General features: G+C 32.3%; 14 protein-coding genes. 12 read left to right on the forward strand and 2 right to left on the reverse strand.

Annotated features, from left to right (window positions below):
* Positions 1 to 388 precede the first annotated feature (388 nt).
* The 8 genes from OQH62_RS01370 (at position 389) to OQH62_RS01405 (ending at position 8,704) form a co-directional block, all read left to right on the forward strand.
* Entirely contained in the window at positions 389 to 850 is a 462-nt protein-coding gene (locus tag OQH62_RS01370) for a hypothetical protein (protein ID WP_266012827.1), read from the forward strand.
* A complete protein-coding gene (gene uvrC, locus OQH62_RS01375; protein ID WP_266012830.1) occupies positions 843 to 2,663 on the forward strand; it encodes an excinuclease ABC subunit UvrC in 1,821 nt (606 codons plus the stop codon). Before OQH62_RS01370 ends, uvrC begins: the two co-directional genes overlap by 8 nt.
* A 339-nt stretch (positions 2,664 to 3,002) precedes the next feature.
* Positions 3,003 to 4,427 (forward strand): LLM class flavin-dependent oxidoreductase, encoded by a 1,425-nt coding sequence (locus tag OQH62_RS01380; protein WP_266012833.1) that lies wholly within the window; start codon positions 3,003 to 3,005, stop codon positions 4,425 to 4,427.
* A 3-nt stretch (positions 4,428 to 4,430) separates the two neighbouring features.
* The gene (locus tag OQH62_RS01385) at positions 4,431 to 5,414 is read left to right on the forward strand and encodes an ATP-grasp domain-containing protein (protein WP_266012836.1); all 984 of its coding nucleotides are present in this window, start codon (positions 4,431 to 4,433) and stop codon (positions 5,412 to 5,414) included.
* A 2-nt stretch (positions 5,415 to 5,416) separates the two neighbouring features.
* Complete coding sequence (locus OQH62_RS01390) at positions 5,417 to 6,436, forward strand: LLM class flavin-dependent oxidoreductase (protein WP_266012839.1); 1,020 nt, start codon at positions 5,417 to 5,419, stop codon at positions 6,434 to 6,436.
* Between the two features lie 86 nt (positions 6,437 to 6,522).
* Positions 6,523 to 7,266, forward strand: a complete 744-nt coding sequence (locus OQH62_RS01395) for a transporter substrate-binding domain-containing protein (protein ID WP_266012842.1) — start codon at positions 6,523 to 6,525, stop codon at positions 7,264 to 7,266.
* Positions 7,267 to 7,268: 2 nt separating this feature from the next.
* Positions 7,269 to 7,961 (forward strand): amino acid ABC transporter permease, encoded by a 693-nt coding sequence (locus tag OQH62_RS01400; RefSeq protein ID WP_266012845.1) that lies wholly within the window; start codon positions 7,269 to 7,271, stop codon positions 7,959 to 7,961.
* Between the two features lie 8 nt (positions 7,962 to 7,969).
* A complete protein-coding gene (locus OQH62_RS01405; protein ID WP_266012848.1) occupies positions 7,970 to 8,704 on the forward strand; it encodes an amino acid ABC transporter ATP-binding protein in 735 nt (244 codons plus the stop codon).
* Positions 8,705 to 8,833: 129 nt separating this feature from the next.
* On the opposite strand, the gene groL is transcribed toward OQH62_RS01405, so the two are convergent.
* The gene (groL, locus tag OQH62_RS01410; RefSeq protein ID WP_266012852.1) at positions 8,834 to 10,471 is read right to left on the reverse strand and encodes a chaperonin GroEL; all 1,638 of its coding nucleotides are present in this window, start codon (positions 10,469 to 10,471) and stop codon (positions 8,834 to 8,836) included.
* Positions 10,472 to 10,486: 15 nt separating this feature from the next.
* The gene (gene groES / locus OQH62_RS01415) at positions 10,487 to 10,747 is read right to left on the reverse strand and encodes a co-chaperone GroES (protein WP_266012855.1); all 261 of its coding nucleotides are present in this window, start codon (positions 10,745 to 10,747) and stop codon (positions 10,487 to 10,489) included.
* A gap of 165 nt (positions 10,748 to 10,912) precedes the next feature.
* Here groES and OQH62_RS01420 point away from each other — a divergent pair, with 165 nt between their 5' ends.
* The 4 genes from OQH62_RS01420 to OQH62_RS01435 are packed head-to-tail and all read left to right on the forward strand — an operon-like array spanning position 10,913 to position 14,425.
* Positions 10,913 to 12,958 (forward strand): hypothetical protein, encoded by a 2,046-nt coding sequence (locus tag OQH62_RS01420; protein WP_266012858.1) that lies wholly within the window; start codon positions 10,913 to 10,915, stop codon positions 12,956 to 12,958.
* A gap of 8 nt (positions 12,959 to 12,966) precedes the next feature.
* A complete protein-coding gene (locus tag OQH62_RS01425) occupies positions 12,967 to 13,575 on the forward strand; it encodes a riboflavin synthase (protein WP_266012861.1) in 609 nt (202 codons plus the stop codon).
* The gene (locus OQH62_RS01430) at positions 13,539 to 14,222 is read left to right on the forward strand and encodes a polyphenol oxidase family protein (protein WP_266012864.1); all 684 of its coding nucleotides are present in this window, start codon (positions 13,539 to 13,541) and stop codon (positions 14,220 to 14,222) included. Before OQH62_RS01425 ends, OQH62_RS01430 begins: the two co-directional genes overlap by 37 nt.
* Positions 14,222 to 14,425: a hypothetical protein gene (locus OQH62_RS01435; protein ID WP_266012867.1), complete on the forward strand. Its 204-nt coding sequence runs from the start codon at positions 14,222 to 14,224 to the stop codon at positions 14,423 to 14,425. Before OQH62_RS01430 ends, OQH62_RS01435 begins: the two co-directional genes overlap by 1 nt.
* The last annotated feature ends 5 nt before the right edge of the window (positions 14,426 to 14,430 follow it).

Here is a 14,430-nt window from a genome sequence, read left to right on the forward strand (position 1 = left end):
TTTAGCTTAATTTCATTAAGAATTGAATTAAGTTTCAATTGAGTTTGTAATTTCATATAGAAAGTGTTTTTTTAATTTTCTTCGATATTTTTGTATTTATATTTTGAGAATTTTTTCATTCTAAAGTAAAGAAAAAAATTTTTAATTGATTTTCTAATTTTTATCAACACATTATAGTTTGATTGAGAATTGAAGCAGATTTGATGGGTATGAAACAAATCTTATCGCACTGGTGAAATTTTTTGAGTATATTTTACCAACGTTGGAGCTGTTGAAACTCTTTTATGCTTTTTACAGAACCATTTTGTTCATAAACCGTATATCGAGGATCGTCCTTATAGCCGCAGGCTGATAAAAAGATTAAGAAAAAAAATGATACAATCAAGTTATGAAAAGAAATTTTATAATAAAAAATTCTAATTCCATTCTGAATGAATTGATGGGCAAGTCTCATTATAAACCTTTGAAAAATATATTTTTTTGTAAAGATTTTATCCGTTTAATGCTTCCTGATAAAAGACGTCTCATTGCTAAAGCTTTTATTACAAATACAACTTTCAATATTATGACTTTTCATACAACCGGTTATCAAGAACTCAATCACGATGATAGCAAATTTTCTATTAAACTTCTTCTAAAACAGTATGCACAAGCTTATCCTTTGAGTGAATTTTCGTGCATTAAAGAAGTAAAAATTTTTTCACAACGTTATACAAGCTTAAAGCAAGAGGTTGCTAAAACTGAAAAAGTTTTTATTGAACTTAGTCTTGGAAAATTTAAAAATCCTTTTCGTAATGAAAATTTAGCAAAAAAATTTGAAGAATTGCGGATGCTTATAAAAAATGGCTAAGATTCTTTTGCCATATTCTTTAGAAAATGAACTCAAAAATCTGCCAGAAAGCCCAGGAATTTACCAATACTTTTCAAATAGTGGCAGACTTTTATATGTAGGCAAGGCAAAGAATCTTAAAAATCGCATACGTTCATATTTTACTTTCAGCCCGTACTTGCAAGCTAATTCTAAAACTTCTTTGCGTATTCAAAAAATGATACAAGAAACAACGCATATAGAGATAATCAGTACAGAGAGTGAAGCTGATGCATTGATTTTAGAAAATTCTTTTATTAAACAACTTCGACCAAAATATAATATCTTGCTTAGAGATGATAAAACTTATCCCTATATTTATGTGGATTATTCACAAGATTATCCTCGTTTTGAAAGTACAAGAAAGCTTATTAAAAAAAAGAAAATTAAGTACTTTGGACCCTTTTTTAAAGGAGTAAAAGAACTCTTAAATGCTCTCTATCTTTACTATCCTTTAAAGCAAAAAAATTCTTGCAAAAACCCTTGTATTTTTTATCAAATTTCTCGTTGTAAAGCGCCTTGTGCTGGATATATTGGTAAAGAAGAGTATGCTAAAATTGTATCTGAAGCTACAAATGCTCTACTCAATCCTAGCATTTTAATTAGAAATTTAGAACAGCAAATGTTTCAGCTTTCGGAAAATGAAAACTATGAAGAAGCAGCCAAATTGCGAAACCAAATTTCTATTATTAAAGCTTTGCAGGTTAAGATCCATATTGATATTGCAAAATTGGAAGATTTTGAAATTTTTGCTCTCGCGTCTGAAAACAATTTTTTAAGCACTTTACGTTTTATTATACAAAATGGCAAAATTATTAGTGTTGTCAATAAAATAATTCAAGTAAAAATAGAATATGAAAAAAACGAAATTTATAAACAACTTATTTTGGAACATTCTTGCAGTGATATACCTTTAATTGCAGATACTATTTATGTATATGAGGATTTTGAAGACAGAAAATTACTTGAAAATATATTATGCAAACAAAACAGAAAAAAAATTCATATAAAAGTCCCAAAAAAAGGTGAAAAAAGAAGAATTTGTGATTTGGCATACCAAAACGCTTTTTTATATCTTAAACAGCAGAGTACAAATCATATTTTCGCTTTACAAAAAGAATTACAAAAGTATTTTGAGCTTGAAAATTTGCCTTGTTGTGTAGAAATTTTTGATAATTCTCATTTGCAAGGTGAAGCTAATGTAGGGGCTATGGTTTGTTTTGAAGGGAATGCTTTTTCAAAGTCAAGATATAGAAAATTTCATCTTTGCTTTCAGAATGACTATGAACAAATGCGTGAAGTACTAACACGTAGAGTTTTAGATTTTAATACAATACCACCACCTGATTTATGGCTTATTGATGGGGGTAAGGCTTTGCTTGATTTGGCACGGTCTATTCTTCAAAATAGAGGAGCTAATGTTGATGTTTTAGCTATTTCAAAAGAAAAAATTGATTCAAAAGCATACCGTGCAAAAGGTAAAGCCAAAGATTTGATTTATTCTTCTAAAGGCAAGTTTGTCCTCGATACTGATGATAAAAAATTACAATTTTTGCAAAGATTACGCGATGAAGCCCATCGCTTCGCTCTTAGTTTTCATCAAGAGACGAAAAGAAAACAGGATTTGCAAGCTTCAAGGCTTTTTCAGCAAGGTTTTTCACAAGCAAAAGTGCGCAAACTTCTGTCATACTTCGGTACTTTTGAGGCTATTTATCAGGCAGATTTTGATGAACTTCAACAAATAATTGGCACACAAACAGCAAAGAAATTGCAAAAACTTTCATTTAAGGAGTAAGTTCTTACATTTTACTTTTTTTTAAGAAATATTTGCTAAATTTTTGCTTTATAAAATAAATCATAAAAAGGAGGCTTTGTTAATGTCAGCTTTAAGCTTTAATTTTAAGTTTTCATTTTTTATGACTCATACTTCTTATATGTGCCTTTGCGCACAAAAATAATCTTATTCTATATTTTTATTCTAATTTCTTATTAATTCGTAGTTTTATCGCGAGAGAATTTTATTTTTAGTTATATTTAAAGGAAAAAATAATGATAAATATAAAAATTATAGTAGCTAATAATCCATTTTTTTATGGAGTTATACAGAGCTATTTGAGTAGAAAAAGGATACAAAATGAGCAGAAGACAAATCCATTTTAATGCCTTTGAAATGAATTGTATTTCTCATCTTAGTCCGGGATTGTGGCGCTATCCCAAAGACCAAGCACTACGATATAAAGATATTGAGTATTGGCAAAATATTGCAAAAATCGCAGAAAAAGGGTTATTTGATGCCATTTTTATCGCTGATGTCATCGGCATATATGATATTTATGGCGGTAATGACTTAGGTGCGCTCAAAACCGCTTTGCAAGTGCCTGTGAATGACCCTACACAACTTGCTGTAATTGGCGCAGCAGTTACGCAACATTTAGGTTTTGGTGTAACTGCAGGTGTGCCTTTTGAGCACCCTTTTCCTTTTGCACGCCGCCTTAGCACACTTGATCATCTTACCAAAGGACGCGTAGGTTGGAATATCGTTACAGGCTATCTCCCAAGTGCAAACAAAAATATAGGTTCAAGCGAACTTCCACACGATGAAAGGTATGATGTAGCTGATGAGTATATGGAAGTCATTTATAAGCTTTTAGAGGGGAGTTGGGAAGATGATGCGGTGATATTAGATGAGCAAAGCGGTGATTTTGCTAATCCTGACAAGATACACCACATAGGACATCACGGCAAATATTTTGATGTACCCGGCATTCATATGTGTGAGCCAAGCATTCAACGCACCCCTGTGCTCTTTCAAGCAGGAAATTCTATTCGTGGGAGGAAATTTGCAGCCACGCACGCAGAGGCTATTTTCATTGCACCTCCTACAAAAGAATATGCTAAAACTGCTGTGAAGCAAGTGCGTGATGCGCTTATCAAAGCTGGACGCGACCCATATAGTGCAAAAATTTATCTTCTTGCTACTATTATCACCGATTCAAATGAGAATCTTGCTCAAGCCAAATATAAAGATTTACTTTCTTATGCAAGCGTTGAAGGCTCACTTGTTATCAATTCAGGCTGGCTTGGAGTAGATTTAGCCAAATATAAGCTTGATGACCCACTAAGCAATATTCAGTCAAATGCCATAGTAGCACAAGTAGAGGCTTTGAGTAATTCTACCACAGATGATGGGAGAATTTGGACTTTGAGAGATTTAATCAAACTTACAGGTATAGGCTGTCAAGGACCAAAATTTGTTGGGAGTCCGCAAAAAGTAGCAGACATTTTAGAAGAATTTATTCAATACTCTGACGCTGATGGATTCAATCTCGCATATGCTACAACGCCAGGTACTTTTGAGGATGTAGTAGAGTTTATCGTCCCTGAACTCCAAAAACGAGGAGTGTATAAAGAATCTTACACTCAAGGAAGTTTGCGGCATAAACTTTTTGGTAGAGGTGATAGACTTGGCAATGATCATCTTGCTTCGCAATACAGGGTAGGCGGTGCAAAATGCACTATAAATGATTATGTTAATACGAGCAGAAAAAAGGAGAACTAAGTAATGTTGTATAATCAATTACAAAATGGTATTTTTATTATCCACGAGAATCCAGAGTGGATTCCACCTTTTAGAGAGGCTTTTGAACGCGCTCAAGTGCCATTTCAAGAGATTATTCTCACAGAAGGCGCTTTTTTCCTTGACAAAGAGCCTCCTCAAGGTGTGTTTTGGTCGCGGCTTAGTGCATCTTGCCATACGCGTAATAATGCTTTTTCTAAAGAATATGGTAGAGCAATTTTACAATGGTTAGAGGCTTACAAAAGACGAGTGATAAATGGTTCAAATGTACTTGAATTTGAAATAAGTAAAATCAAACAGTATCTTGCGCTCAATACCGCAGGATTCTTAACGCCAAAAACCTATGCGTGTTTTGGTAAAACGCATTTGCTTGAAGTAGCAAAAACATTTCAAACTCCTTTTATTGTTAAACACAATCAAGGCGGCAAGGGTTTAGGGGTAAGGTTTTTTGATGAATATGAAAATTTTAAAAAATATATTGGTAGTGATGAATTTGAAATGCCTATTGACGGTATTACCTTACTCCAAGAATATATTAAAGCAAAAGAAACTTTTATTACAAGACTTGAATTTATAGGAGGGAAGTTTTTTTACGCTGTACGTGTCGATACAAGTGATGGTTCTTTTGAATTGTGCCCTGCTGAATCGTGTGAGATTGAGACAAGAAAAAAGACACCAAAACTTGCAGGAGGTGCTTGTGATATAACGAGTCAATTTACTCTAAGAGAGGATATACACTCTCAAATGCCTTTTGTGCAGCAACTTGAAAATTTTTTATATAAGTGTAATATCGAAGTTGCAGGTGTTGAGGTCATTGAAACACAAGAAAATGAGCTTGTAGTGTATGATATTAATACTAATACAAATTACAATAAAGCTGTGGAGATGAGTTTAAGAGTAAAACAAGGTGGAGCTGCTGATCGAATCGTGCAATTTTTATGCGATGAATTAAAAAAAGTGAAAGGATAATGATGAAATTTGGATATTGGACTCCTGTTTTTGGAAGTTGGCTTAGAAATGTTGATGATGATAGTACTAAGTGTTCTTGGGAGTATATTAAAGATTTGACTTTAAAAGCAGAACGTTTAGGATATGTGCTGACTTTAGTGCCCGAGCTTTATTTAAATGACATTAAAGGTGAAAAGGCTTCAGCGCTTGATGCGTGGGCTATTTCTAATGCCTTAGCAGCGATTACAAGTAAAATAGAAATTCTTGCAGCATTGCGTCCTCAGTACCATCAAGTTGCTTTGACTGCAAAACAAATTGCTACTATTTCTGAAATTTGTGGAGGACGATTTAGTATTAATATGGTTTCAGCTTGGTGGGCTGAAGAAGCAAGGCAGTATGGTATAAACTTTGATGGACACGATGACAGGTATGGACTGACTAAAGAATATACTGATGTTTTAAGGGGGTTTTGGTCAAAGAGTCCTTTTCACCATCAAGGAAGATATTTTCATTTTGAGAATTCTTACAATGAGCCAAAACCTTCAACAATGCCTTTAGTCTATGCTGGTGGTGAGAGTGAGAAAGGCAGGAGTGCTATTGCAGAATTTGCAGATAAATATTTAATGCACGGAGGTACAGTAGAAGAAGTCAGAGGGAAAATTGCTGATATGAAAGCAAGAAAACAAAAGGCTGGATTAGTACCTTTTAAAGGTTTTGGAATGGCTACCTATATTATCATTAGAGACACGGAGGAGGAAGCCCTAAAAGAGCTAGAGAGAATCACAACAATTAAAAATTATGCAGATTATGAAAATTCCTATCAAAATTTTACAGGCAATTCTGAACTTGATGTAGAGATTTCTAAACAAGAATACAGTGTTTCAAATAGAGGTTTGCGCCCAAATTTAGTCGGCACTCCTAAGCAAGTTGCACAAAGAATCAAAGCCTATGAGGAAGCTGGGCTTGATTTGTTGATTATCCAATGTGCCAATATGAAAGAGGAATTAGAAAGAATTGCAAATGAACTTATGCCTTTGTTTTGAATATTTTAACAGCTTTGATATATAAGTAATTTCAAATTAAGAAATTCTCTTTACAATATTTTGACGATTATATTAAAGGAATAACAATGAAAATTATATTTGGTTTATTTTTATCTTTACTTGTGCTTTTTGGACAAGAACTTAGGGTTGGTAGTGAAAATGCTTACAAACCTTTTGCTTATATTGATGAGCAAGGGAATGCAACAGGTTTTGATAATGAAGTAATGAAAATTATCGCTTCATATATACAAGATGCTCGTGTACAATTTGTACCCGTTGCTTGGAATGCTATTTTTAGCGGTTTAGATTCTGCAAAATTTGATATTATCGCAAATCAAATTACAAAGACAAAAGAAAGAGAAGAAAAATATCTTTTTTCTACAAAGCCTTATTTTTACGATATAAGCACTATCATTACTCTTGATGAGAGAAAAATAAAAGATATTAATGAACTTCAAAATGCTAAGATAGGTGTAACTGTCGGCTCAAATCACGCAAAAAATTTAGAAGAATATCTCAAAAACCATCCTCAGTTTCAAGCCCAAATCGTATATTATAAAACAAGCCCGACCTTAGTTGCTGATCTTAAAAATAAAAGAATTGCAGCTATTGTTAATAATCCAATCGCTGCTCAAGATTATGCAAAGGCTCAAAATATCGGTATTAATGTTAGTGAGCTGTATTTTGAAAAAGTACCTGTCTATCTTCTTTTACGAAAAGACAGTGTTGATTTGCTTAAAATCATTGATGAGGCTTTGGGCAAAGCTCTCGATGAAGGAAAAATAAGCGAACTTTCTTTGCAATATTTTGGTATTGATTTAAGCAAATAATAATGTTTGATTTTGAGTATTTTTTTTCCGTAGGGATAAAATTACTTCCGGGTATTCCTATGACTTTTTTTCTTGCAATTTCTTCTTGCTTGATAGGAGGAGTTTTTGCTCTTATCTTTGCTTTGATAAGATTGTATAAGATTCCTCTAATAAATGCTTTTGTTGTGATTTATATTTCTTTTTTTAGAGGCACTCCTTTACTTGTACAGCTTTTTATGTTTTTTTATGGCATTCCTTTATTTTTACAATCTTTTGATTTGCAATTCGATTTTGTTTTAATCGATGCGATATATTATGCTTTAGTAATTTTTTCTTGTTATGCTTGTGCTTATTTGAGTGAAATTTTTAGAGCAGCTTTTCTTTCTGTTGATAAAGGGCAGATTGAAGCAGCGTATTCTTTAGGAATGACAAGCAGTCAAGTTTTAATACGCATTATTCTTCCGCAGTCTTTTATGATTACTTTGCCTAATTTGCTTAATTTTTTTATTCTACAAGTTAAAAATACAGCCCTTGCGTCTATTATTACCGTAACTGAGCTTATGGGGCTTGCTGATATAGAATCAGGGAGAAGTTCAAAATTTTTAGAAGTGTATCTAATGGCTGCTTTGATGTATTGGTTTTTATGTATTTTTTTAGAAACAATCTTTTTTAAAACAGAAAAATATTTTGCAAAATTCAGACGAAAAGTCGTTTAGGAAAAAAAATGATACAAGTGAGAAATCTTACAAAATGTTTTAATACTCAAATGGTGTTAAATAATATAAACCTCACAATACAAAGTGGTGAAGTAGTAGCTATCATAGGACCAAGTGGATCCGGAAAAAGTACGCTTTTAAGAAGTATCAATTTGCTTGAAATTCCAGACAGTGGAAAAATTGTTATCGATGATGTGGAACTTGATGTAAAGCAATTTACAAAAAAGCAATTATTGCAGTTAAGGCGAAAGAGCGCTATGGTATTTCAAAATTTCCATCTTTTTATTAATAAAAACGTTGTGGAAAATGTAAGTGAGGCATTGATTAGTGTGCAAAAATTGGCTAAGAAACAGGCAAGAGAGATAGCTTTAGAACAGCTTAGAAGTGTAGCTTTAGAACACAAAGCAAATGCTTATCCTTATGAGCTTAGCGGGGGTCAGCAACAAAGAGTAGCCATTGCCAGAGCTTTAGCCTTAAATACAAATGTAATACTTTTGGATGAACCAACTTCTGCACTTGATGTAGAGCTTATAGGCGAAGTTTTAGATGTAATTAGAAAGATTAAAAATAAGACAATGCTTTTAGTAACACACGAACTTAAGTTCGCCAAAGCTGTTGCTGATAGAATTTTGTTTATGGATAAAGGAGAAATCATAGAACACAATTTGGCAAAAGATTTTTTTGAAAATGTAAGCAATGAAAGAGTTAAAAATTTTCTTGCTAGAATCGAGAACTTGCATTGAGATATATCTTTAAAAGCCTTATATGAAATTTTTGATACTTTGTGCGGATTTTGTATTTTAAGCTAAGAAGAGAGATTTTTATGGTATTCTAAAGAGAAGTCAGCAAGAAGTTTTTCTTGCTGATAGGGCTTACATCATACCGCCCATTCCACCCATACCGCCCATAGCATTCATATCAGGCATAGCAGGTTTTTCTTCTTTAATTTCGCTGATAGTCGCCTCGGTAGTTAAGAGCATACTTGCAACAGAAACTGCATTAAGCAAGGCTATCCTTTCAACTTTTACAGGATCAATGATTCCAGAATCAAGCATATTGACATACTCACCTTTTGCAGCATCAAAACCTGTGTTTTCATCTTTGGAGTTTTCAACTGTATTTACAACAACGCCAGCATCAAAACCAGCATTTTCAGCGATTTGTCTTAAAGGTGCTCTTAGAGCTCTTTCAACAATAGCTGCACCTATAGCTTCATCGCCTTTTAAATCAAGCTTGACTTTAGCTTTAGCTTTGATTAAAGCGGCTCCACCACCTATAACTATACCTTCTTCAACAGCTGCTTTTGTTGCACTTAAAGCATCATCAACGCGATCTTTTTTCTCTTTCATTTCAGTTTCTGTCGCTGCACCGACCTTAATAAGAGCTACTCCTCCGCTAAGTTTTGCAAGTCTTTCTTGAAGTTTTTCTTTGTCATAATCGCTTGTAGTTTCAGCAATTTGAGCTTTTATTTGAGCAATTCTTGCGTCGATATTAGCTTTTTCTCCAGCACCATTGACTATGGTAGTATTGTCTTTATCAATTATGACGCTTGAAGCTTGTCCTAAATCCTGAACAGAAGCACTTTCAAGAGTTCTTCCAAGTTCTTCAGAAATGACTTCTCCTCCTGTTAAAATAGCAATATCTTCAAGCATAGCCTTTCTTCTGTCTCCAAAACCCGGTGCTTTTACAGCAGAAATATTTAAAACTCCTCGAAGTTTATTTACAACTAAAGTTGCCAAAGCTTCCCCTTCAATATCTTCAGCGATAATCAAAAGAGGTTTTCCTGTTTTTTGAATTTGTTCTAATACAGGGAGTAAATCTTTTAAATTAGTGATTTTTTTATCGAAAAGTAAGATATAAGGGTTTGAAAGTTCAACAAGCATTTTTTCTGCATTAGTGATAAAATAAGGACTTAAATATCCTCTATCGAATTGCATACCTTCAACTACATTTAATTCATCATTGATTGATTTTGCTTCTTCAACGGTAATAACTCCGTCTTTGCCTACTTTTTCCATAGCATCAGCGATAAGACTGCCAATTTTTTCGTCAGAATTTGCTGAAATAGTTGCAACTTGAGCGATTTCTTTTTTTCCTTTTACTTCTCGAGAAAGCTTTTTAAGTTCGCTAACTATTGCTTCGCACGCTTTATCCATACCACGTTTTACTTCAATAGGATTGGCTCCGGCTGTAATATTTCTTAAGCCTTCCTTAAAAATAGCGTGAGCTAGAACGGTTGCTGTTGTAGTTCCATCACCTGCTTGATCTGCTGTCTTACTTGCGACTTCCCTTACTAATGCTGCTCCCATATTTTCTAAAGAACATTTAAGTTCAATTTCTTTTGCTACACTTACTCCATCTTTTGTAATACTAGGGGCTCCAAAACTTTTTTGAATAAGCACGTTACGGCCTCTTGGTCCCATAGTTACTTTTACTGCATCATTAAGTTTTTTAACGCCTTCATAAAGCTTATTTCTTGCTTCATCTGAAAAAATAATTTCTTTTGCCATATTATCTCCTTAATATTATTTTAAAATTCCTAAAATATCATCTAAATTTAAGACTAAGTACTCATCATTTTCAAGTTTTATCTCTGTGCCACCGTATTTAGCAAATACGATTTTACTTCCATTTGATATATCTTGAACTTCTTTACTTACAGCAACTACTTCGCCTATTAAAGGTTTTTCTTTAGCATTATCTGGTATAATAATTCCAGAAGCCGTTGTTTTAGTTTCTTCTACTCGTTTCACTAAAACGCGTTTTCCTAAAGGTTGAAAATTCATTTTGTCCGTCCTTAAGTTTTTTTGAAATTTTATATAATACTCTTCATTTGAGTAACAGAATTGTACTATAAAAAATGAATTTTGTCAATACTTTAAGTAAAAATATTTATATAACTTTAGTTAAATTCACTAAAGTTAATTTATAAAAAAGACTAAAGGATAGAAATGAAAAAATTTTTTTATAGAATTTTGGCAGTGTTAGCAATACTTTTAATCGTTGGTTATACTTTTCTTTTTACAGCTTTTGGAAATGGTATTGTTGCTAATATTGCTAAAGATAGAATCAAGCAAAATGCAGGACTTGATGTCAATATAACTCATTTTGTTTTACGACCCGGTTCTGTGTCTTTGAAAGCCGATTTAGCCAATTTGTTAAATCTTAATATAGAAGGAAATTTAAGTCTTTTTCGTTTAGCTTTTGAGATCGATTATAAGGTGATTATGAATAAAAACTCTGCTCACAATTTAGGTTTAAATTTTGATGAAAATATTAAATTGAATGGGCAAGTGTTTGGAAAACTTCAAGATTTTGTTCTCACCGGAAAAGGGTCTGTTTTAGGTTCTAATGTTCAATTGGATTCTAGAATTTATGAGTTTAATCCGATTAGTCTTGATTTGCAAGTAAGGACATTAAAAATAGAAAAGCTTTTCACTCTCCTTGCCTTGCCTCAGTATGCTAAAGGGCAGATAGATATAGTAGGAAAAATTGAAGCTAAAAATTTTAAACCTGATGGCAATGCTATAATAAAACTTGATATGAGTTCTATAAATTATAAGGAAATTAAAAAAGTTTTTGGCTTAGATCTTCCTCAAAATTCAAATTTAAAATCTGAAATTCTAGCGACAATAAAAGATAATGTCATTTCTGCGAAAAGCGAGATTAAAAATGCGTATTTCAATATACAAAGTCAAAAAACTTTTTATGATTTAACAGAGAATGTTTTGCAAACAGATTTTATCCTTAAAATTCCTGATATGTCAAAATTGCAAAGTCTTACCAAAACAAAGCTTAATGGCGTTTTAGTAGTTGATGGAAATTTAGAGTTTGTTAAAAATATTGTGAAGAATTTGAATGTTAATGTCAAAGGTTTAGGTGGTTTGATACAGGCTAAACTTAAAGAAAACAAACTTCAAGCTGTTTTTGACAGAGTTTCACTTGAAAAAGTTTTTGCTTTAGTGGCCTTACCAAATTATGCTAATGGAACTATAAATGGTGTATTTGACTTAGACAATATCGATTTGACTAATTTTACTAAACTTAATGGAAAAATGAATCTGAATTCTCAAGGCACCTTTAATGCTAGTACTCTTAGCATTCTTTTGAATAAAAAATTTCCAAGCAATGAAAAATATACTTTAAAAGCACAAGCTTTGATTAAAAACAATAGCATTGATTTTGATGTTATTGCGGATACTAATTTTGTAAAATTAAATGATTGGAAAGGGGAATTCGACCTTTTTAAAACGCTTTTACATTCTGATTTTTCTTTAGAACTTAATGATTTTTCAAAACTTGGTTTTTTATTTGAAAGAAAATTAAGTGGAAATGCTCAATTTAACGGGAAGATTAATTTTAATAAAGGGCTTGATGTATTTGTTCAAAGTGAGAAACTTTTTGAGGGAAAATTTGTTTCTACTCTAAAAAACAATATGGTAAATGCGGACTTACAGGAAGTCGAACTTTCTTCTTTGACTAAGAGTCTTGATTTTATTGATTTGTATCAAGGTAAAGCAAATGCGAAAGCACAATATAATCTTGCCACAGAACAAGGAGAGGTTGTTTTGGATATGAAAGAAGGAAGATTGCAAAAGAATGCTATTACCGAAGCTTTTAGACTTTTTACTTTAAAAGATATTACAAATGATGTGTTTCATACAGCAAAAGCAAATGCGAAAATTATAAAAAATCTTATTCATTTTAATCTCACTATGCAAGCACAACGTTCTTCTATTGATGTGAATTCAGCTTCGTTTGATTCTAACAATGGAGTCTTAAATGTACCCTTTGAGATGAAGCTTGATAGGGCTGATTTAAAAGGACGCATTGAAGGTACAAGTCAAAAACCTAAAATTCAGCTTGATGTTTCAAGTGTAGTCAATACAATAAAAAATATTTTAGGCACTGATTCAAAAAATCTAGAACAAAATATTTTAGATATGAAACTCCAAGAGCCAGACCAATTTAAAAAGCTTTTAGACAAACTTTTTTAAGGCAAAAAATGTTTAATGGACTTATAAAAGAAATTGCCATAGTGAGAAAGTATGAAAATCATATTTTGAGTTTGGAATCAAAATACATTCCAAATTTAGGAGATAGTATAGCTGTGAATGGGGCTTGTCTTTCTGTAACACGTGTCTATGTTGGCGGTTTTGAAGTGGAGCTTTCTAAAGAGAGTCGTACTTCTTTGGCTGTGGAAAATTTAAAAGAGAGAGTACATATAGAGCCAGCTTTGAGATATGGACAAAGAATCGATGGACATTTGATGCAAGGACATATTGACTTTATAGGCGTCTTAGAAAAGATATGTCAGAGTGAAAATGGTACTGACTTTTTCATTTCTTTACCAAAAGAAGCTATGAAATTTGTAGCAAAAAAAGGCAGTATAGGTATAGATGGTGTAAGTTTGACTGTGAATGAAGTTTTTGAAAGTTCTTTTCGTCTTACTATTATTCCTCTTACTTTTAAAGAAACGCTTTTTAATCAGTATCTCAAAGGGAGAAGAATTCATATAGAAAGTGATATGTTTGCCCGTTATCTTTATGCTCAAAATCAAACGAAAAAGGAGCTTTCTTGGGACGATGTGGAGAGAATTTCATTTCTGTATTAGATAATGATGATATAAGCGTTTTTTGTGCTTTTGATAAGGATTATAATATCTTTAGGGCAAAAGCTCATAAAGAAAATGTCTTTGCACACTTAGGTTTTGAGTCTATAGATACTTGTGTTTTTATGAATCAAATTCATTCAAATTATGTGCAAATTTATAATCATAACACTGAAAATTTTAGCTGTGATGGTTTGATAACTTCTTATAGAAATCTTGCTCTTTGTGTTTTAAGTGCTGATTGTTTGCCTTTACTTTTATGGCATAAAAGCGGTATTATTGCTGCTTTACATTCTGGAAGAGAAGGCTCTTTTGGGAATATTTTAGGTGTTTGCGTGGAAGCGATTTGTGAAAAAAATCCTCATCTCAATACAGATGGTTTTCATCTTTTTATTATGCCTGGAATTTGTGGTAGGGATTATGAGATAGACGGTGAAATTCTTGATTTTGCAAAGATATATTTTTCACAATTTCTCAATAAAAAAAGACTTGATTTAAAAGCTTTAGTAAAAAGTCAGGCACAAGATTTAGGCATACAAAAGATTACAGATTTAGGAATTTGCACTTATGAAGACAAAAAATTCTATTCATACCGTTTGGATAAAAATCCAAAAAGATTTGCAAGTGTTATAGTTTTAAAGGAAAAGTAATGTATAAAACAAAAGATCCAAAAGTAGTAAGAATTCTACAAAAAGCAAGAGAATTTGCAGACAGCGATTTGCTCAACGAAGCTTTGCTTACCCAGCTTATAAATGCTGATTTTAAGGTAATAAGTACAGCAGAAAAAGAAGAGATTATTACACTTTTAAATTCTTTTATAAACGCAAAAGATAAGGTTAATTTAAGTGGATAAAAGAT

Source organism: Campylobacter sp. MIT 21-1684 (assembly GCF_026241315.1).
Classification (GTDB): Bacteria; Campylobacterota; Campylobacteria; order Campylobacterales; family Campylobacteraceae; genus Campylobacter_D.